This window comes from Streptomyces himastatinicus ATCC 53653 (assembly GCF_000158915.1).
GTDB lineage: Bacteria > Actinomycetota > Actinomycetes > Streptomycetales > Streptomycetaceae > Streptomyces > Streptomyces himastatinicus.
Window position 1 is genome coordinate 7,115,268 of the sequence record NZ_GG657754.1, and the last position, 17,722, is coordinate 7,132,989.

Genomic DNA, 17,722 nt, shown 5'->3' on the forward strand with positions numbered 1-17,722 from the left:
GGTCCATCAGTACCCGAGGGCGAGGCTCAGCGCGCGTCCAGGTCCGTGATCCCGACGCCCTCCCAGGCCCCCCGCACCGCGTCCCGCTCCTCGCCCTCGCCGAAGCGAGCCTGCGCGGCGGCCACCGTGAGCCGGGCGAAGTCGTCGAACTGCGCGTCCGGGGACAGCTCGCCGCCGGTCAGCACGTCGTACCAGACCCGCCCGGCCTTCTCCCACGCGTTGCCGCCGAGCGCCGTGGCGGCCAGGTAGAACGCGTGGTTGGGGATGCCGGAGTTGATGTGGACGCCGCCGTTGTCGCGCGAGGTGCGCACGTAGTCGTCCATCGTGCCCGGCTGCGGGTCCTTGCCGAGGACGTCGTCGTCGTACGCCGTGCCGGGGGCCTTCAGCGAGCGCAGGGCCACCCCGGTGACCCGCTCCGCCAGCAGCCCGGCCCCGATCAGCCAGTCGGCCTCGTCGGCGCTCTGGCCCAGCGCGTGCTGCTTGACGAGCGAGCCGAAGACGTCGGACATCGACTCGTTGAGCGCCCCGGACTGGCCGAAGTACTCCAGGTTGGCGGTGTACTGGGTGACGCCGTGGGTCAGTTCGTGGGCCATGACGTCGATGGGGATGGTGAAGTCGAGGAAGATCTCCCCGTCCCCGTCGCCGAAGACCATCTGCTCGCCGTTCCAGAAGGCGTTGTTGTAGTCCTGGCTGTAGTGGACGCTCGCGTCCAGCGACAGGCCCGCGTCGTCGATCGAGTGGCGGCCGTACACCTTGAGGAACAGCTCGAAGGTCGCGCCCAGACCGTTGTAGGCCCGGGTCACCGATTCGTCCGAGGTCGCCGTGTCGCCCTCACCGCGCACCTTCTTGCCCGGCAGTGAGTCCTGGTGCTGGGAGTCGTAGATCGTCCGCTTGGGCCGGTCGGAGGGCGCGCCCTCCAGGGTGGGGGCGGCGATCCCGCGGACGGTGGTGATCCGGCGGCGCGTGCGCTCCAGGGCGTCCCGCTCCAGAGTGCGGCGGGCGGGATCGGCGAGGGCGGAGTCCTCGTGCTGGGAGACCTTGTCGAGGACATGCGGCGGCACGATCGTGCAGAAGACACGGCGGCTGCGGGAGTTCGCGTTGACATCCATCCAGGCAATGTCGCACCGCGTCTATCGCTTGTCACGCCTTGCGGTCATGATTGATGAAATCGAGTGGTTGATGGTCATTCCTCCTTGCGGGATGCCCGTGGTCCGCATAGTGATACGGGGCCACGCGCCGCGCGCGTCTCGGTTACGCTGCTGGGCATCATGCGTTTCGGGCTGCTTCTTCTTAGCTGCCGCGGCGAGGGCCTGTAGTCGTAGGCCGACCCCCTCCCCGCGGAGTTCGGTGTTGCGGTGATCACGCCCCGTCGGCCGCCCCATGGACTTTCGTCCCAGCGGACACCACGAGCGGATCCCAGAGGAGCCCACGCATCATGAGCACGTCCGACAATCCCGGTCAGCGCGCCGTAGGCCGCCCCACCCCCATCACCGCCGCGACCGTCACCCAGAAGCCTTCGGGCATGCCGATCCACAAGTACGGCCCGTACGAGGCCGTCGACATCCCCGACCGCACCTGGCCGAACAACCGGATCACCGCCGCGCCGCGCTGGCTGTCCACCGACCTGCGGGACGGCAACCAGGCGCTGATCGACCCGATGTCCCCGGTGCGCAAGCGCGAGATGTTCGACCTGCTGGTCCGCATGGGCTACAAGGAGATCGAGGTCGGCTTCCCCTCCTCCGGCTCGACCGACTTCGACTTCGTACGGTCGATCATCGAAGAGGACGCGATCCCCGAGGACGTGACGATCTCCGTCCTGACCCAGGCCCGCGAAGAGCTGATCGAGCGCACCGTCGAGTCGCTGCGCGGCGCCCACCGGGCCACCGTGCACCTGTACAACGCCACAGCGCCCACCTTCCGCCGGGTCGTCTTCCGCGGCACCCGTGAGCAGGTCAAGCAGATCGCGGTGGACGGCACCCGGCTGGTGGTCGAGTACGCCGACAAGATCCTGGGCGACGACACGGTCTTCGGCTACCAGTACAGCCCCGAGATCTTCACCGACACCGAGCTGGACTTCGCACTGGAGGTCTGCGAGGGCGTCATGGACGTCTGGCAGCCCGAGGCCGGCCGCGAGATCATCCTCAACCTGCCCGCGACCGTCGAGCGCTCCACGCCCTCCACCCACGCGGACCGGTTCGAGTGGATGTCGCGGAACCTGTCCCGCCGCGAGCACATCTGCCTGTCCGTCCACCCGCACAACGACCGCGGTACGGCCGTCGCCGCCGCCGAGCTGGCGATCATGGCCGGGGCGGACCGCATCGAGGGCTGCCTGTTCGGGCAGGGCGAGCGCACCGGCAACGTCGACCTGGTGACCCTGGGCATGAACCTGTTCTCCCAGGGCGTCGACCCGCAGATCGACTTCTCGCAGATCGACGAGATCCGCCGCACCGCCGAGTACTGCAACCAGATGCAGATCCACCCGCGCCACCCCTACGCGGGCGACCTGGTCTACACCGCCTTCTCCGGCTCCCACCAGGACGCCATCAAGAAGGGGTTCGAGGCGATGGAGGCGGGTGCGGCCGAGCAGGGCAAGACGGTCGACGACATCGAGTGGGCCGTCCCGTACCTGCCCATCGACCCCAAGGACGTCGGCCGCTCCTACGAGGCCGTCATCCGGGTCAACTCGCAGTCCGGCAAGGGCGGTATCGCCTATGTCCTGCGGAACGACCACAACCTGGATCTGCCGCGCCGCATGCAGATCGAGTTCTCCAAGACGATTCAGGCCAAGACCGACGCCGACGGCGGCGAGGTCACTCCGGCCCAGATCTGGGCGACCTTCCAGGACGAGTACCTGCCGACGGACGACAACCAGTGGGGCCGGATCGCGCTGCGCACCGCCCAGACGTCCTCCACCAGCGAGGGCACCGACGCGCTCACCGTCGAGGCCGTCGTGGACGGCACCGAGACCGTCCTGACCGGCACCGGCAACGGCCCGCTGGCTGCCTTCTTCGACGCCCTGGGCGCCATCGGCATCGACGTACGGCTGCTGGACTACTCCGAGCACACCCTGAGCGAGGGCGCGGCCGCCCAGGCCGCCGCGTACATCGAATGCGCGATCGACGGGAAGGTGCTGTGGGGCGTCGGCGTCGACGCCAACATCGTGCGCGCCTCCCTCAAGGCCGTCGTCTCGGCGGTCAACCGCGCACGGCGGTAAATGCCTGCTGAGCTTGTCACCCACAAGGGGCCCCGTTCACCGTATGAGGTGGGCGGGGCCTCGGGTTTGGCCTGTTGTCTCCGTTCGGGGTACTGACGGCGCATCATGGATGTGGCTAGCATCACGTCAACGCGGCAACGTGGCCGAAGCGTTATGGAGGTGTGACGTGGTGCACGCGCGAGCCCGCCGTGACCGGGACCTGTGTGTGGTAGGCGTCCGCACTCTATGGCGGACGGTCGGCGATGGTGAGTTCTTCTGCCCCGATTGCGGAGGCGACCGCAACTACCGCCGCCGCACCGGCCGCCGCCGCATCGTGGTGCTCGGCCTGCCGCTGCTGCCCCGCGGACCGGTCGCACCCGTCGTCGAATGCGCCGCCTGCGCGGCCCGGTTCGGCACCGAGGTCCTGGACCACCCCACCACCACCCGGTTCTCCGCGATGCTGCGCGACGCCGTGCACACCGTCGCCCTCGCGGTCCTCGCCGCGGGCGGCACCGAGGCCACGGCGGTGCGTCAGGTGGCGGTCGGCGCCGTGCGCGCCGCCGGATTCGCCGACTGCGACGAGGACCAGCTCCTCGCCCTCATCGAAGCCCTCGCCGCCGACACCGGCCGCCTCCCCGGCGCCGCCACCGGCGAGCGCGACGGCCTCGACCCCTGCGGTACGGCGCTGGCCATCGAACTGCACGAGGCCCTGGAACCCCTGGCACCCCACCTCGCCCCCACCGGCCGCGAAGCGATCCTCCTCCAGGGCGCCCGTATCGCCGTCGCGGACGGCCCCTACCGCCCCGCCGAGCGCGCGGTGCTCGAAACGGTCGGCCGCGCCCTCATGATCTGTCCCGACGACACGGCCCGCCTCCTGGCCGCGACGCGCGCCGCGTTCTGACGTGATGCCCGGTTCCGTACTCCCCGGGGAGTAAGCGGCCCGGAGGCGCCACTACCGCAGTAGTGCCCATCTCCCTCGCCGGCGCGACGTTTCGGGTGCGCGGTGCCGGAAGCCTTGGGGCATGCAGACCACATCGCTACGGATACAAAGCGATCCCCGGCAGCCGGACCCGCCCAACGCGTCCGGCAGAAGGCTGCCTTGGGCGGCCATCGCCGCCTGGATCCTGGTGCTCCTGGTCGCCGTGCCCTTCGCGGGCAAGCTGAACGACGTCAAGCGCGACACCGCCGTCGACTATCTCCCGGCGGGCGCCGACTCCACCCAGGTCGCCCGGCTCCAGGAGAAGCTGCCCGGCGGTGACACGACCGACCTCGTCCTCGTCTACCACCGCGACGGCGGGCTGACCGCCGCCGACCGCCGGGCGGCCGACGGGCGGGTCGCGGAGGTGGCGGGCCGTCATGAGCTGGTCGGCGGCGGGGCGGCGCGGGCCGTGCCCTCCAAGGACGGCACCACCGTGATGTACCCGATGGCGCTCACCGGGCTGAAGGACGAGAAGGTGCGCGCCGAGGCCGTCAAGGACGTCCGTGCCGAGCTGTCGGCCCACCCCGCGGGGCTGTCCGTCCAGGTCGCCGGGCCCGGTGCGCTGGCGGCCGACTCGCAGGAGGTCTTCGCCTCCACCGACGGGACGCTGATGTTCGCGACGGCCGGGATGGTCGCCGTGCTGCTGATCCTGACCTATCGCAGCCCGTTCCTGTGGCTGGTCCCGCTGGTGGTGGTCGGGGTGGCGGCGATGGCGGCCATGGCCATCGTCTACGCCCTGGTCCAGGGCTTCGATCTCGTCGTCACCAGCATGAGTTCGTCGATCATGACAGTGCTGATCTTCGGCGCCGGTACCGACTACGCCCTGCTGATCGTCTCCCGCTACCGCGAGGAACTGCGCCGCCACCGGGCTCCGTACGACGCGATGCGCCGGGCTCTGCGCGGTTGCGGTCCCGCCGTCCTGGCCTCCAGCGGTACCGTCGCCGCCGGGCTGCTGTGTCTGCTCGCCGCCGACCTCAACAGCAGCCGTGGCCTCGGGCCGGTCGGCGCGGTCGGTGTCGTCTGCGCGCTCGCCGCGATGATGACGCTGCTGCCCGCGGTGCTGGTGCTGCTCGGGCGCCGGGTGTTCTGGCCGCTGATCCCCGCGTACGGCAGTGAACCGCGGGCCCGCCGCAGCGTGTTCGCCGCGATGGGCGGCGCGGCCGCACGGCGGCCCGGCCTCGTGCTGCTCGGCGGGACGGCCCTGCTGGGGGCCCTCGCGCTCGGCGCGCTGAACATGCCCGGTGACCTCAAGCAGCAGGACACCTTCACCGACAAGCCCGAGTCCGTGACCGCCGCCCGGACGCTCACCCGTGCCTACCCCGGGGCCGGCACCCAGCCCATCAGCGTCCTCACGCGCTCCCCGCACGCCGCCGAGGTGCTGGAGCGGGCCCGTGGCACGGACGGCGTCGAACGGGCGGTACGAGGCCGCAGCGGCGGCGGCTGGGCCGAGATCGACGTGTTCGCCGCGGACGCCCCGCAGTCGGCGGGCGAACTGGCCACGATCCACTCCCTGCGCTCCGGGCTGGAACGGATCGACGGCGCGGACGCCCTGGTCGGCGGTCCCAGCGCTCAGCAGCTCGATCTCAAGGACACCAACGCCCACGACCGGAAGATCGTCATCCCGTTCGTCCTCGTCGCCGTCCTGCTGATCCTCGCCGCCCTGCTGCGCAGCCTGATCGCACCGCTGGTCCTGGTCGCCGCCGTGATCGCGGTGTGGGGTGCGGCGATGGGTCTCGGCGGGCTCGTCTTCGAGCCGGTCTTCGGCTTCGCCGGCGTCGATCCCGGGCTGCCGCTGCTGTCCTTCGTCTTCCTGGTCGCCCTCGGTGTCGACTACGGCATCTTCCTGATGCACCGCATGCGTGAGGAGTCGCTGCGCGGCGCACCGGTCGCGGAAGCGGCGCTCACCGCTCTGCGCACCACCGGCGGTGTGATCGCCGCGGCGGGCCTGGTGCTGGCGGCGACCTTCGCGGTCCTCGCGTCGCTGCCGATGGTGATGCTGGTCGAACTGGGCTTCGTGGTCGCGGTCGGTGTCCTGCTCGACACCTTCCTCGTCCGGACGTATCTGGTGACGTCGGCGAGTCTGCTGCTGAAGCGGCGGGTCTGGTGGCCCGGCCCCCTCTCCCGCCCCGCGGCGGCGGACGCGGATGCCCCGGCCCGAACCGGTCACCCTCGCCCCCGCCGGGAAGCCCTGACCCGTACCGCGGGGAGGCGGGTGCCCGGGCCGGCCGCGCAGGGGACGGCCGGCCCGGGGCCCGCCCCGGTGAGCCCGTACGCGCCTATGGTCGGCCCGGGGCCGATCCCCGAGGATGGAGCCGTGTCCGCACACCCCGTGACCCAGAGTGTGACCCAGCGCGTGTCCCGGAGCGTGACGCGGGGGCTGGGCCGGTTCGCGCACGCCCTGCACAGCGGCCCCCGCCCCGCCGAGACCCGGGCCGCGTCCCGTGCCCGGCGGCGCACCGACGCCGTGCTCGCCGGCGCGGTGCTCGTCCTTCCAGTGCGCTGTGGCCCTGCTCAACCCCGACGGCAACGGCCACCGTCCCGACGCCCTCGGCTGGGCGCTGCTCTTCGGCAGCGCCGCCGTGCTCATCGGGCGGCGGCACAGCCCGATGGTGGTCACGGCGGCCGTCGTGTTCATCGTCGGTCCGTACCACGCCATGGGCAATGTGCATCTCGCCGTCGTCCCGGCCGGGCTCATCGCCGTCTACACGCTCGCCGTCATCGGTCCGCCGCTGCGGTCCTTCCTCACCGTCTCCCTGGTGATCACGTTCATGGTGGTGGTCATGTCCCTGGGCGGCAAACCGCACGGGGCCGCCGACATGCTGCGCAGCTCCGGCTGGGTGCTGTCGGTCGTGGTGTTCGGCGAGGCGGTGCGTATGCACCGCAAGTACATCGGCGCGATCCTGGAGCGGGCCGAGCGCGCCGAGCGCAGCCGCGAGGAGGAGGCCGCGCGCCGGGTCGCCGAGGAGCGGCTGCGGATCGCGCGCGATCTGCACGATCTGCTGGCGCACAGCATCACCCTCATCGGCGTCCAGACCTCGGTCGCGGCGCACGTCCTGATCGCCGACCCCGACCGCCTCGACCGTGCGGCCATGGCCAAGGCGCTCGACGGGATCTCCGGTACCTGCCGCGACGCCCGCGCCGAACTCCGCGCCACCCTCCAGGTGCTGCGGGCGGGCGAGGGCGACGGCGACCGCGACGACGGGGACGGTACGGGGCCGCTGCCGGGCCTGGCCGGACTCGCCGACCTGGCCGCGGCGGCGGAGGCGGCGGGCGTACGGGTGGAACTCACCGTCGACGTGGACGCGTCGGAGCCGTCCCCGGCCGTCGGCGCCGCCGCGTACCGCATCGTGCAGGAGGCGCTGACGAACGCCGTGCGGCACGCGCCCGGTACCCGCGTACGGATCAGTGTGACGCGGGACGAGCGGGGGCTGTGCGTCGCCGCCGAGGACGATGGCCCACCGGACGGGACCGCCCGTCCCGCCGAACCGGGCCGCCCCCGGGGCTACGGCCTCGTCGGCATGCGCGAGCGCGCCCGCAGCGTGGCGGGCACCCTGACCGCGGGCCCGCGGTCAGGGTGCCCCGGCTTCGCCGTCACCGCCGCGCTACCGTACGGCCGGGGCGCGGCGGCCCCCTCACGCCCCACGGAGGCCACCGCATGACCACCCCGCAGGACTCGACCCCCGGGGCCACGACCCCGATCCGCGTTCTGCTCGCCGACGACCAGACCCTGGTCCGCTCCGCCTTCGCCATGCTCGTCGCGTCCGCCCGTGACATGGAGGTGGTCGGCGAGGCGGGCACCGGCCGGCAGGCCGTCGAACTGGCCCGCACCGCCCGGGCCGATCTCGTGGTCATGGACATCCGGATGCCCGACCTCGACGGCATCGAGGCCACGCGCCGCATCGCCGCGGACGAGGACCTCGCCGGGGTCAAGATCCTGATCCTGACCACGTACGACACCGATGAGCACATCGTCGAGGCGCTGCGCGCGGGCGCGTCCGGCTTCCTGGTGAAGGACACCCGGCCGACCGAACTGCTCGACGCGATACGAACGGTGGCGGCGGGGGAGTCGCTGCTCTCACCCGGCCCGACCGCCCGTCTCATCGCCCGCGTCCTCCGCCTCCCGGCCACCCCGCCCCCCGGCACCCCGTCCCCGGCGGCCCTGTCCGCCCTCTCCGAACGCGAACGCCAGGTGCTCGCCCTCGTCGCCCGCGGTCTCAACAACACCGAGGCCGCCCAGGCCCTGGGCCTCTCACCCCTCACCACGAAGACCCACGTCAGCCGCATCATGGGCAAACTCGGCGCCCGCGACCGCGCCCAACTGGTCATCACCGCCTACGAATCGGGCCTGATCACCCCCTCCGGCCCGTGACCAGCCGCCCCAGGCGAACGGCGCGAGCCGCTCGTCCAGGGGCGCCCGGGTCATGCGGTTGGCGAACGTGGACAGGGTGTACGCGCCCACGCCCAGCACGACTTCCAGCGCGTTGCGCCGGGTGAACCCCCGCTCCAGAAAGGCGTCGAACATCTCGTCCCGTACGGCCCCGGCGTCGTCCATCACGGCGAGCGTGAACGTCCTCACGGTGTCCAGCCGTTCATCGGGCAGCGTGCGCTGTTCCCTCAGCGCGGCGATGAGTTCGCCGTCGGCGTCCAGCGCGGTGAGCTTTCCGGTGTGCATGGCGACGCACACATGGCAGGCGTTGCGCGTGGCGATGGTCATGATGACCACCTCACGGGCCAGTGGATCCAGCGTGGACGCCTCGAACAGCCCGCTGAGCCTCAGGAATCCGTCCAGCACCTCCGGCGCCTCGGCCAGCCGCCCGACGGGCGCCGGCAGGTAGCCGAGCCGCTGGGTGACGGCCTCCATGGATCTGCGTGCCCCCGGTGGCGCGGAGTCCGGCGTGTGGTCGGTGAACAGGTCGACGGGCATGGTGGATCCCCCCAGGTCTACTATCGACAACGTGGTTGTCGAAAAAGTAAACCAGGTTGTCGACCTGGGCAAGAGGTGTCGCCGCCATGGCTGACGAAACCTCCGGCTTCGAACTCCCCCTGCTGCTCTTCGCGGGCTTTCGCACCCTCATCGACCAGCTCCACGCCGAGCTGGCCCGTCAGGGCCATCCGGATGTGCGCCCGGCGTACGGCTTCGCCCTTCAGGCCATCGGGCGCGGCGGTGCCACCGCCAGCGAGCTCGGCCGCCTCCTCGGCGTCTCCAAACAGGCCGCGGGCAAGACCGTCGACCGCCTGGTGGCCCTGGGGTACGCCGAGCGGGCCGACGACCCCGCCGATGCCCGCCGTAAGGTCATCCGGCTCACCCCGCACGGCGTCGACGCCCTGGCCCGTTCGGCGGCCATCTTCGAGCAGCTGCGCGCCCAGTGGGCCACCGCCCTCGGTCCGGCCCGGCGAGCGGGCCCTCGAGGCGGATCTGAAAAAACATGGCTCCCCTCTCCGGGGCCCGGCTCGATGTGGCGGGCTGGTTCGGCGGCTGAGGGGACGTCAGCCCGTGTCCCGGGCGCCCCAGTCCTCGCGGTACGCCGTCCAGTCCGCGTCCGTGGCGGCGAAGTCCACGTACAGCGCGACCCCGAACCGCTTTCGCCGGCGGTCCTCGCGGCCGAGGCCGAGGCGGGTGCCTCGGACGGCGGCGGTGACGGTTTCGGCCCAGGCGTGGCGGCCCCAGTTGTTGGTGTGGTAGCCGGGCAGGCCCATGAGGAGGTCCGTGCCCGGCGGGGTGGCCTCGAGGGCGAGTTCGGTCTGCTGGGCCACGTAGCCGCCGTACAGGCTCTCCAGCGGCATCGACGTGTCGTACGACATGACCGCGATCTGGTCGACCCGCCGCGCCACCTGTCCGAAGAACGCCTGCGACCACCATTTGGGGTGGTTGAAGAGGAAGCCCGCCACCGAGTGCAGCGCGGGCAGCGGGTCGATCTGGTGGGCGGCGACCGAGAGCGGGGCGCGGCGGGCGCGGGTGAGGGCGTGCAGGCCGTCGAGGAGGGTGAGGTAGTCGCGGTCGCCGGAGTGCAGCGGCTCCAGGTCGAAGTGGACGCCGTCGAAGCCCGCGTCGAGCACCTGGCGGGCGGAGCGCACCACTTGGGCCCGGCTGCGCGGGTCGGTGAGCCGCAGCCCGGTCGGGCCCTCGGTGGCCAGGACGTCGCCGAGCCACGCCTGGACCCGTACGCCGGGCAGCTCGCGGTGGACGGCCTTCAGCAGCCACCCGGCGCGCGGGTAGCGCTTCGCGGACAGGGTGCCGTCGTGGTCCAGCGGGCCCGTGTGGACGTACAGGTCGCGGATGCCGGTGCCGCGTATCCGCCGGGCCAGGGCGGCGAGTTCGGCGTCGCCCTTGCGACCGTCCACCCAGGCGTGGCCGAGCCACACGGCGTCCCGGCCCCGGGTGCGGGTGCCGGGCTCCGGATCGCCCGCGTAGTTCAGCCGCAGCGTGATCCCGGCGGCGAGCAGGGAGAGCACCAGGCACCCCACGAGGGTCGCCACCACGCGCTTGGGCCACTTCAGCCGGGGATGCGACCAGCAGCGGGCGACGGCGGAGCGGACCCGGCGGAGCCGGGTGCGGGCGGCGGCCAGGGCCTGGGATATCGGGGATTCGGTCACGTACGGGAGAGTAGCGAGCGCCGTACGGACGCCTTCGGCCGTACGGCGCGGCTACCGCACCGAACCTGCCCCTCCGGGCCTACGACTTGTCGGTCGGGATCTCCTTGACCTCGGCCGTGGGCGCGTTCTTCTTGACCGACTCCACGCCTTTCTGGGCCGCGGACTTGGAGTCGTACGACTCGCCGACCGCGATGATCTCGCCGTTGCCCGCTTTCAGGCGGAAGCGGTGCTTGCCGCGCTTGTCCTCATAGATCTCGAACTTGCCCGCCATGTGATGCCACCTCCACGGGTCGTCGCAGCCCCTCGAACCACCGTAAATCGGGCCCCGCGGCCTCGCATCAGGGACGCTCAGGGGCGGGTGCTGGCGCGCCGAACATCTCCCGGCACGGCTCCAGCCCCCGCACCTCGACGGGGACGGTGCGCCGCTCCTCCCAGGCCGCGCGGTCCAGCCGCAGTCGCTGGAGCGTCCGCGTCTCGCCCCGTACGGCGACCGTCTTCAGGCCGTCGGGGCGGTAGCCGAGGCGGCGTGAGACGCCGAGCGAGCGCCCGTTCTCCATGAACGCGGCCGACGTCAGGCTGAGCGCCCCGACCCCGGCGAACGCCAGATGCGCCACGGCCGCGCGCATCTCCGTGCCGAAGCCCTGCCCCTGGTGGGCGATGCCCAGCCAGGAGCCGGTCTGTGCCTCGCGTGTCACGGCGAAGTCGGTGGCGCACAGGTCCTGCCGTCCGATCACCGTGCCCTCGTGCAGTACGGCGAGGCTCAGCACCCAGTCTTCGGGCCGCCACTCGGCGATCGTGCGCAGGACGTGCTGGAACGTCGCGCGGCCGCGTTCCTCCGGGGCGACGTCGGTCCACGGCACGCTGAACGGCATCTCCGCCGGGTCGTGCACCCTGCCCGCGGCGACCGCGGCCAGCTCGTCGGTCCGGGCGGTGTCGGGAAGGCGCAGCTCAAGGCGTGGGGTGTGGAGGCGGAGCCCGTAGAGGGGCCAGTGATGGGGGTCCATGGCGAGAGGTTGCCGGAGCCGCGGAGTCCGCGTCGAACCAATTACCGCCGCAGGTTGTCAATAAAGGTTGACGCCCGGGCGCTCGTCAACTTACATTGACAGCATGACCGAAGCAACGGATCTCGCCGAGCGCGCCGGCGACCGGGACCCCCGGGTCGGACTGCGCGCCGTCGCCGCGCTGCGCCGGCTGCTGGAGCAGCTGGAGGCCGTACAGGTGCGCAGCGCCCGCGCCAAGGGCTGGTCGTGGCAGGAGATCGCGGCCGAGCTGGGCGTCAGCCGTCAGGCCGTTCACAAGAAGCACGGGAGGCGTTGATGTTCGAGAGGTTCACCACCAGTGCCCGCGAGGTCGTCCGCGGGGCCGTCCGGCAGGCGGACGAGACGGGCGGCGCCACGGTCGGCGAGCCCGAGCTGCTGCTCGCGCTCCTGGACCGTACGAACACCCCCGCCGCCCACGTCCTGACCACCCTGGGCGCCACCGCGCGGCGCGCCTCGATCGAACGTGCCCTGGCCGACGTCCGCCGCCGCGGCGGCATCTCGCCCGCGGACGCGGAGGCGCTGGCGGGGCTCGGCATCGACGTGGACGCGGTCGTCTCCCGCGTGGAGGAGGAGCACGGCGTCGGCGCCCTGGCCGCCACCCCGCGCCGCCGCCGCTCCCGCGGCCGCTTCGACCCCGAGGCCAAGTCGGTCCTCGAACGGTCGCTGCGGATCGCGCTCGGCCGCGGCGACAGGCACATCGGCGACGAACACCTCCTGCTCGCGCTCCTCGCCCGCCCCGGTGTCGCGGCGAACGTCCTCGCCGACCACGACGTGACGTACGTCCAGGCCGAACGGGCCCTCGCCACCCGCGCGCGCTCCGCGTAACGGCCCCGCCGGGGCTCCGTACCGCACAAATAGGTTGCCGCGGGCACGATCCGCCGCGCATCCTGTGCCGATGCTGATCCGACGAGAAACCCGCTCCGACCTCGCCGGCGTACGCGACGTCACGGCGGCAGCGTTCGGCAAGTCGGAGGCCGCGGTCCCGGTCGAGGTCACCCTCCTCGATGAACTCCGCACCTGCGACGCCTGGTTACCGGCCCTGTCGTTCGTCGCGGCCGACGACCGCGGCGACGTGATCGGCCATGTGGTGTGCACCCGCGGCCACGTCGGCCCCGACCTCGCCCTCGGGCTCGGCCCCCTCAGCGTCCACCCCACCCACCAGCGGCGGGACTTGGGCCTGGCGACTGATGGCACAGGATCCTGGGCGCAGCGGAACGCGTTCGCCGAGTCCCTAGTCGCGCTCCTCGGCAGCCCCGCCTACTACGGCCGCTTCGGCTTCCGCCCGGCGGCCGCGTACGGCATCACGGCCCCCGACCCGGCCTGGGGCGACTACTTCCAGGCCCGCCCCCTGACCGCGTATCAACCCACCCTCAAGGGCCCCTTCGCCTACGCCGAGCCGTTCGACCGCGTCTGAGGCCGCGGCCCGACCGCGGCGAGGGGGCTGCCCCCACCCCCGGGCGGTGGCTCGCCGGATGGGCCGCGGCTCCGCGTGCGGCGATCGTGGCGTCATGACACACCACGAAGGAAGAACGGCTCACGCGGAGCGCGCTCTCGCACGTCGCACGCTGCTGCTGACCGGCGGGGCGGCAACCGGTGCGGGGCTGGCGTGGGGCACCGCGGGGCGGGCCACAGCGCACGGAGGGACGCGGGGAGTGGCGCAGGGGGCGGTGGGCGCCGAGGTGGCGCGGCTGGAGCGCGAGCTGATCGCGCTGCGGCGGGACCTCCACCGGCACCCCGAGACGCCGGGGCAGGAGCGGCGCACCGCCGGTGTGGTGGCGCGGGAGCTGCGGGCGGCCGGGCTGACCGTGGCCACGGGGGTGGGCGGCCACGGCGTGGTCGGTGTCCTGCGGGGCGTACGTCCGGGCCGGACGGTGGCGTACCGGGCCGACATGGACGCGGTGCCGCCCAAGGACATCATCGGCGGCGGCCTGGCGGCGGCCCACCTCTGTGGGCATGACGTCCACACCACGGTGTCCCTGGGCGTCGCGCGGGTCCTGGCGCGCCTGCGCACGCGACTGAGCGGCACGGTGGTGTTCGTCTTCCAGCCCGCCGAGGAGGCCCTGTCCGGCGCCCGCGCGCTGATCGACGCGGGGGTGCTGGAGCGCACCGGCGTCGAGGAGATCCACGCGCTGCACTGCGGGCCGTTTCCCGTCGGCCGGTTCGCCGTGACGCCGGGCTACGGGCTGCCGGGCCAGGACAAGGGGGAAGTGACGCTCCCGGGGCCGGACGCGGACGGGGCCGCCGGACGCCTGGCCGCCGAGATCGCCGCGCTCGCCACGGTGGCCCAGCCGCGGACCCCGGCCGACCTGGAGCGGCTGATCGCCGACGCCCAGGTGCCGGGCGGGCCGCTGGCCCGGTTCGTGGCTCTCCGGGCGAGCGCCCAGGACGGCAAGGTGAACGTGTCCTACCGCTGCTGGCCGCAGGAGCGGTACCGGGAGGTCCGCGCGGACATCCGCCGACTGGCCGCCGCGTACCCGGGGGCGAGCGTGAGCTTTCCCGCCGACCCGTTCCCCGCCATGGTCTGCCCGGAGCCCGACGGCCGCAGGCTCGCCCGCCATCTGCGCCGCACGGTGGGCCGGGACGCGGTGGTCGAGCTGCACGCCGCCTTCCCGCCCTTCAGCGGCGAGGACTTCGCCCTCTACCTGGACCGCGTCCCCGGTACGTACACCTTCCTCGGCGTCCGTGCCCCCGGCGCACCCGTCACCACCGCCTATCCGCACTTCCCCGACTTCGCCCCGGACGAGCGCGCCATCGGCCTCGGCGTACGGGCGATGGCGGGCTGGATCGCGGAGCGGGCCTCGGCCGCTGTGACGGGTCCCTAGTCCCGGAACGAGCCATCCGCCCTGCGCGCGTGCCGGGACAGCAGGTGCTTGCACTGCGGACAGTGCCGCCTGAAGCCCTTCTTGATCAGATAGCTGATGCCGAGCGTGCACAGGTGCATCAGCCCGACGGCCGCGTTCTGAAGCGTCCGCCCCAGCCATGACCTCGTACACGTCCCGCAGTCCCGGCAACCAGCCGCCATGACGCACCTCCGGTGTCGCGTCTCCGCAGGTCAGCCAGGCGCTGACCCGCTCCGTGGAGTCCAGTGTGCGCAGCCCGCCCGCCCTGCCGCCCCCAACTCTCGCCCCGGGAACGGGTTGTGACCGGACCAGGCCTGGCCCAGCACAGGGCTGTGACATCGGCCAAGGGGGGGCAATCGGGGGTGGCGGATGAGAGGGACCGGCCCGTACGCGACCGGCGTGCCCGCGCATACCGTCGGGTAGTGGTCACCAGCGGTCGATACGGGGCCCGGAGCGAGGCGAGTGTGACCAGCGCCACAAGATCACCCCGATGGCGGGCGCTTCCGCCTCGCAGTCGCGTCAACTCGCCGCACACAGCGCCGCAGTCGGCCGTACGGAGGCCCTTCGCCGACCTTCCGTGCCACCCTCCCGGCCCCGCGGGTGGGCACCGTCACATGGAGAAGGATCGGCCGTCGCGCCGCCTGTGCGTAGCGTCGTGCCATGCACGACTCGATCACCCCCTCGCACCATCGTGTCCTCGCGCAGAGCGGTGCCGGAAACTGGATGTTCCTCCTGGAGGCGGCCCGGGATATACGCACCACCGGGGCGCTCGCCCCCAGTGGCCGGGCGCTGGCCCATGCGCTGACCGAGCCGGTGCGCGCACAGGCGGGGCGGCGGCTGAACGTCCTGGAGGCCGGTGCCGGTACCGGCTCGGTCACCCGCTCCCTCATCCCCCAGCTCCCGGCGGGCAGCCGCCTGGACATCGTCGAGGCCAATCCCCGCTTCACCGACCGGCTGCGCCACCTCGTCCGCACCCACCCCGGCCTGAGCGGACAGCCCGGCCAGGCCCGGGTGCACCACGCCTATGTGGAGGAGCTGGACACAGGCCAGCGCTACGACGCGATCATCTCGGGCCTGCCCTTCGCCAACTTCGACCCCCACCAGGTGGAAGCGATCATGGGCCGGTATCTGGAGCTGCTGCGCCCCGGCGGCCTGCTGACCTACTTCGCCTACCGCGGCACCCGGCAGGCCCGCACCCTGCTGTCCCTGGCCTCCCGCGCCCAGGCGCGGCGGCAGCGGGCCTCCGAAGAGGTGCTGGCCGACTACCAGCGCCACTACGCCACGGGCCGCAGCGCGGTGTGGGCCAACCTGCCCCCGGCCCACGTCTGGCAGCTCCAGCGCCCCGCGGAGCGGGGCCCGGGGGCGAGCCCGACGTCCGCCGGAGCCGTGGTCGCCGGGTGACCGCGATCGCGGTCGGTGCGCGCCGACCCCGTCTCCTCCGCCCGCGGTGTCCGACGTAGTCTTCGCCCAAGTCGTCCGCCGGCGCCTGGAGTTGCCCCATGACGCTCACCGAGCCGGAGCGGCGACTCCACGAAGCGTTCGCGACCGGCGCCAAGGTCGACGTCCGGGACGCCGCGACGGCGGACGAGCCGGAGGAGGACGGTTCCGGCTGGGGTCCCCGGCGCACCGTACGGGCGGAGGTCATCCGTTCCCTGCTGCTCGGCGGCGCCGACACCCGGCCGGGCGAGACCCCGGTCGTCCACCTCGTCGGAGCCCGGGTGACGGGGCGGCTGAAGCTGGTCTTCTCTCAGGCGTGCTGCGTACTGCGGCTGGAGAAGTGCTGGTTCGAGGAGCCGCCCCAGCTGTACGGGGCCACGCTGCACGTCACCGGTTTCGGCGGTTCGTATCTGCCCGGACTCGCCCTCAGCACCGTGACGGTCGCGGGCTTCCAAGACCTGATGGAGACCGCATCCCGGGGCAAGGTCAACCCTGACGGGCCGCCCGTATTGGAGGGCAGTTTGGTTCCTTCCAGGGCGCGCACCTGTCCCACCCCGGCGGGGGTGGCCCTCGACGGCTCGCGGAAGGGGGGTCCGGAAGCGGCATCGTCGGCCGGGAGGGGTTCCGCGCCGAGGGCGGGATACGGCTGCACGAGGCGCGGGTGGGGGAGGCGCTGCGGTTGGAGGGGGCGCACCTCCACCACCCCGCCGGCGACGCCCTGTGCGCCGAGAGCATCCAGGTCGGCTCCCGTATCGACTGCGGCGAGGGCTTCCGCGCCGAGGGCGCGGTCGTGCTGACGAGCGCCACCGCCGGCCGTGCCGTCAGCTTCCGGGGCGCCACGCTCCTGCACCCCACCGGGCACGCCGTGGACGCCCGGCACCTCCAGACCGGGGAACTGGACCTGCGGACCGCGCGGGCGGAGGGCACCGTCGATCTGCGCCACGGCCGCCTCGACGTATGGCACCTCCCGACCGGCACGCCTCCCGCCCCCGTCCACCTCGACGGGCTCACCTACCGGGCGCTGGAGCCGCAGCTGCCCGTCGACCGCTGTCTGGCGTTCGTCGCGCGCGACCCCGACGGATACCGCCCACAGCCGTACCAGCAGCTCGCCGCCACCTACCAGGCCATCGGCCACGACGACGACGCGCGCGCCGTCCTGCTGGCCAGGCAGCGCCACCGCCGCGCCACACAGCGCCCCCTCGGCCGGGTCTGGGGTCATCTCCTCGACGCGACGGTCGGCTACGGCTACCGCCCCTGGCTCGCCGGACTCTGGCTCACCGCCCTCACCCTGCTCGGTACGGCGGTCTTCCGCGCCGCCCACCCGAAACCGGTCAAACCGGGGGAGGGCGCCCCGTTCAGCCCGCTCGTCTACACCCTGGACCTGCTGATCCCCATCGGTGGCCTGGGTCAGCGCAACGCCTGGTACTGGCCGTCGGACTACGTCCAATGGCTCGCCTACGCGCTCGTCGCGGCGGGCTGGCTGCTGACGACGGCGGTCGTCGCGGGCGTCACGCGGGTGCTGAACCGCAGCTGACGGACGGACCGTCGGCAGGGCGGCCGGTCGGCAGGGCGGCCCGTTCGGGCGGACCGCCCCATTTTGGCCGGTATAGGTATCCACTCCGAGGAATGTTCCACGGCA

Annotated in this window: 17 protein-coding genes and 2 pseudogenes; 13 read left to right on the forward strand and 6 right to left on the reverse strand. The window is 72.9% G+C overall.

Features of this window, described 5'->3' with window-relative positions:
• Positions 1-26: 26 nt before the first annotated feature.
• A complete protein-coding gene (locus SSOG_RS29915) occupies positions 27-1,109 on the reverse strand; it encodes a M4 family metallopeptidase (RefSeq protein ID WP_009717997.1) in 1,083 nt (360 codons plus the stop codon).
• Between the two features lie 326 nt (positions 1,110-1,435).
• On the opposite strand from SSOG_RS29915, the gene leuA reads away from it, so the two are divergent.
• From leuA to SSOG_RS56500, 5 genes and pseudogenes are all read left to right on the forward strand, one after another.
• A complete protein-coding gene (gene leuA, locus SSOG_RS29920) occupies positions 1,436-3,214 on the forward strand; it encodes a 2-isopropylmalate synthase (protein ID WP_009717998.1) in 1,779 nt (592 codons plus the stop codon).
• Positions 3,215-3,380: 166 nt separating this feature from the next.
• Complete coding sequence (locus tag SSOG_RS29925) at positions 3,381-4,094, forward strand: TerB family tellurite resistance protein (RefSeq protein WP_039939029.1); 714 nt, start codon at positions 3,381-3,383, stop codon at positions 4,092-4,094.
• Between the two features lie 121 nt (positions 4,095-4,215).
• Positions 4,216-6,330: pseudogene (locus tag SSOG_RS49130) on the forward strand (MMPL family transporter); the annotation flags it as partial.
• A gap of 343 nt (positions 6,331-6,673) precedes the next feature.
• On the forward strand, positions 6,674-7,831 hold the full coding sequence (locus tag SSOG_RS29930; protein WP_245606644.1) for a sensor histidine kinase: 1,158 nt from the start codon (positions 6,674-6,676) through the stop codon (positions 7,829-7,831).
• A complete protein-coding gene (locus SSOG_RS56500; protein WP_009718002.1) occupies positions 7,828-8,541 on the forward strand; it encodes a response regulator transcription factor in 714 nt (237 codons plus the stop codon). The genes SSOG_RS29930 and SSOG_RS56500 overlap by 4 nt, the downstream gene beginning before the upstream one ends.
• Here SSOG_RS56500 and SSOG_RS29940 read toward each other — a convergent pair.
• On the reverse strand, positions 8,422-9,096 hold the full coding sequence (locus SSOG_RS29940) for a carboxymuconolactone decarboxylase family protein (RefSeq protein WP_009718003.1): 675 nt from the start codon (positions 9,094-9,096) through the stop codon (positions 8,422-8,424). The two genes, SSOG_RS56500 and SSOG_RS29940, sit on opposite strands and share 120 nt — an antisense overlap.
• 86 nt (positions 9,097-9,182) lie before the next feature.
• Here SSOG_RS29940 and SSOG_RS58545 point away from each other — a divergent pair.
• A pseudogene (locus SSOG_RS58545) lies at positions 9,183-9,401 on the forward strand (MarR family transcriptional regulator); the annotation flags it as partial.
• Between the two features lie 258 nt (positions 9,402-9,659).
• Here SSOG_RS58545 and SSOG_RS29945 read toward each other — a convergent pair.
• From SSOG_RS29945 to SSOG_RS29955, 3 genes are all read right to left on the reverse strand, one after another.
• Positions 9,660-10,766 carry a glycoside hydrolase family 18 protein gene (locus SSOG_RS29945; protein WP_009718005.1) on the reverse strand — a complete coding sequence of 369 codons (1,107 nt, stop codon included), beginning with the start codon at positions 10,764-10,766 and terminating at the stop codon, positions 9,660-9,662.
• A gap of 79 nt (positions 10,767-10,845) precedes the next feature.
• Entirely contained in the window at positions 10,846-11,037 is a 192-nt protein-coding gene (locus tag SSOG_RS29950) for a YegP family protein (protein ID WP_009718006.1), read from the reverse strand.
• Between the two features lie 67 nt (positions 11,038-11,104).
• Complete coding sequence (locus SSOG_RS29955; protein ID WP_009718007.1) at positions 11,105-11,770, reverse strand: GNAT family N-acetyltransferase; 666 nt, start codon at positions 11,768-11,770, stop codon at positions 11,105-11,107.
• Positions 11,771-11,873: 103 nt separating this feature from the next.
• Between SSOG_RS29955 and SSOG_RS29960 the strand changes: the two genes are divergently transcribed.
• The 4 genes from SSOG_RS29960 (at position 11,874) to SSOG_RS29975 (ending at position 14,628) form a co-directional block, all read left to right on the forward strand.
• A complete protein-coding gene (locus SSOG_RS29960; protein ID WP_009718008.1) occupies positions 11,874-12,083 on the forward strand; it encodes a helix-turn-helix domain-containing protein in 210 nt (69 codons plus the stop codon).
• A complete protein-coding gene (locus SSOG_RS29965) occupies positions 12,083-12,631 on the forward strand; it encodes a Clp protease N-terminal domain-containing protein (RefSeq protein ID WP_009718009.1) in 549 nt (182 codons plus the stop codon). The genes SSOG_RS29960 and SSOG_RS29965 overlap by 1 nt, the downstream gene beginning before the upstream one ends.
• Positions 12,632-12,701: 70 nt before the next feature.
• Positions 12,702-13,220, forward strand: coding sequence for a GNAT family N-acetyltransferase (locus SSOG_RS52630; protein WP_009718010.1), 519 nt, complete (start codon positions 12,702-12,704; stop codon positions 13,218-13,220).
• A gap of 94 nt (positions 13,221-13,314) precedes the next feature.
• Positions 13,315-14,628 carry a M20 metallopeptidase family protein gene (locus tag SSOG_RS29975; RefSeq protein WP_050800008.1) on the forward strand — a complete coding sequence of 438 codons (1,314 nt, stop codon included), beginning with the start codon at positions 13,315-13,317 and terminating at the stop codon, positions 14,626-14,628.
• Here SSOG_RS29975 and SSOG_RS57590 read toward each other — a convergent pair.
• Entirely contained in the window at positions 14,625-14,747 is a 123-nt protein-coding gene (locus tag SSOG_RS57590) for a hypothetical protein (protein WP_281048131.1), read from the reverse strand. The genes SSOG_RS29975 and SSOG_RS57590 overlap by 4 nt on opposite strands.
• A gap of 559 nt (positions 14,748-15,306) precedes the next feature.
• Between SSOG_RS57590 and SSOG_RS29985 the strand changes: the two genes are divergently transcribed.
• From SSOG_RS29985 to SSOG_RS55020, 3 genes are all read left to right on the forward strand, one after another.
• Entirely contained in the window at positions 15,307-16,047 is a 741-nt protein-coding gene (locus SSOG_RS29985) for a class I SAM-dependent methyltransferase (RefSeq protein ID WP_009718013.1), read from the forward strand.
• 98 nt (positions 16,048-16,145) lie between these two features.
• A complete protein-coding gene (locus SSOG_RS55015) occupies positions 16,146-16,880 on the forward strand; it encodes a hypothetical protein (protein WP_208867381.1) in 735 nt (244 codons plus the stop codon).
• Entirely contained in the window at positions 16,763-17,617 is an 855-nt protein-coding gene (locus tag SSOG_RS55020; protein WP_050800009.1) for a hypothetical protein, read from the forward strand. Before SSOG_RS55015 ends, SSOG_RS55020 begins: the two co-directional genes overlap by 118 nt.
• The last annotated feature ends 105 nt before the right edge of the window (positions 17,618-17,722 follow it).

Bases quoted from the DNA above. Each gene is read 5' to 3' on its own strand.
- SSOG_RS29915 (WP_009717997.1), bottom strand. From the start codon at position 1,109: ATGGATGTCAACGCGAACTCCCGCAGCCGCCGTGTCTTCTGCACGATC.
- leuA (WP_009717998.1), top strand. From the start codon at position 1,436: ATGAGCACGTCCGACAATCCCGGTCAGCGCGCCGTAGGCCGCCCCACC.
- SSOG_RS56500 (WP_009718002.1), top strand. From the start codon at position 7,828: ATGACCACCCCGCAGGACTCGACCCCCGGGGCCACGACCCCGATCCGC.
- SSOG_RS29940 (WP_009718003.1), bottom strand. From the start codon at position 9,096: ATGCCCGTCGACCTGTTCACCGACCACACGCCGGACTCCGCGCCACCG.
- SSOG_RS29950 (WP_009718006.1), bottom strand. From the start codon at position 11,037: ATGGCGGGCAAGTTCGAGATCTATGAGGACAAGCGCGGCAAGCACCGC.
- SSOG_RS29955 (WP_009718007.1), bottom strand. From the start codon at position 11,770: ATGGACCCCCATCACTGGCCCCTCTACGGGCTCCGCCTCCACACCCCA.
- SSOG_RS29960 (WP_009718008.1), top strand. From the start codon at position 11,874: ATGACCGAAGCAACGGATCTCGCCGAGCGCGCCGGCGACCGGGACCCC.
- SSOG_RS29965 (WP_009718009.1), top strand. From the start codon at position 12,083: ATGTTCGAGAGGTTCACCACCAGTGCCCGCGAGGTCGTCCGCGGGGCC.
- SSOG_RS52630 (WP_009718010.1), top strand. From the start codon at position 12,702: ATGCTGATCCGACGAGAAACCCGCTCCGACCTCGCCGGCGTACGCGAC.
- SSOG_RS29975 (WP_050800008.1), top strand. From the start codon at position 13,315: ATGACACACCACGAAGGAAGAACGGCTCACGCGGAGCGCGCTCTCGCA.
- SSOG_RS57590 (WP_281048131.1), bottom strand. From the start codon at position 14,747: ATGCACCTGTGCACGCTCGGCATCAGCTATCTGATCAAGAAGGGCTTC.
- SSOG_RS29985 (WP_009718013.1), top strand. From the start codon at position 15,307: ATGCACGACTCGATCACCCCCTCGCACCATCGTGTCCTCGCGCAGAGC.
- SSOG_RS55015 (WP_208867381.1), top strand. From the start codon at position 16,146: ATGACGCTCACCGAGCCGGAGCGGCGACTCCACGAAGCGTTCGCGACC.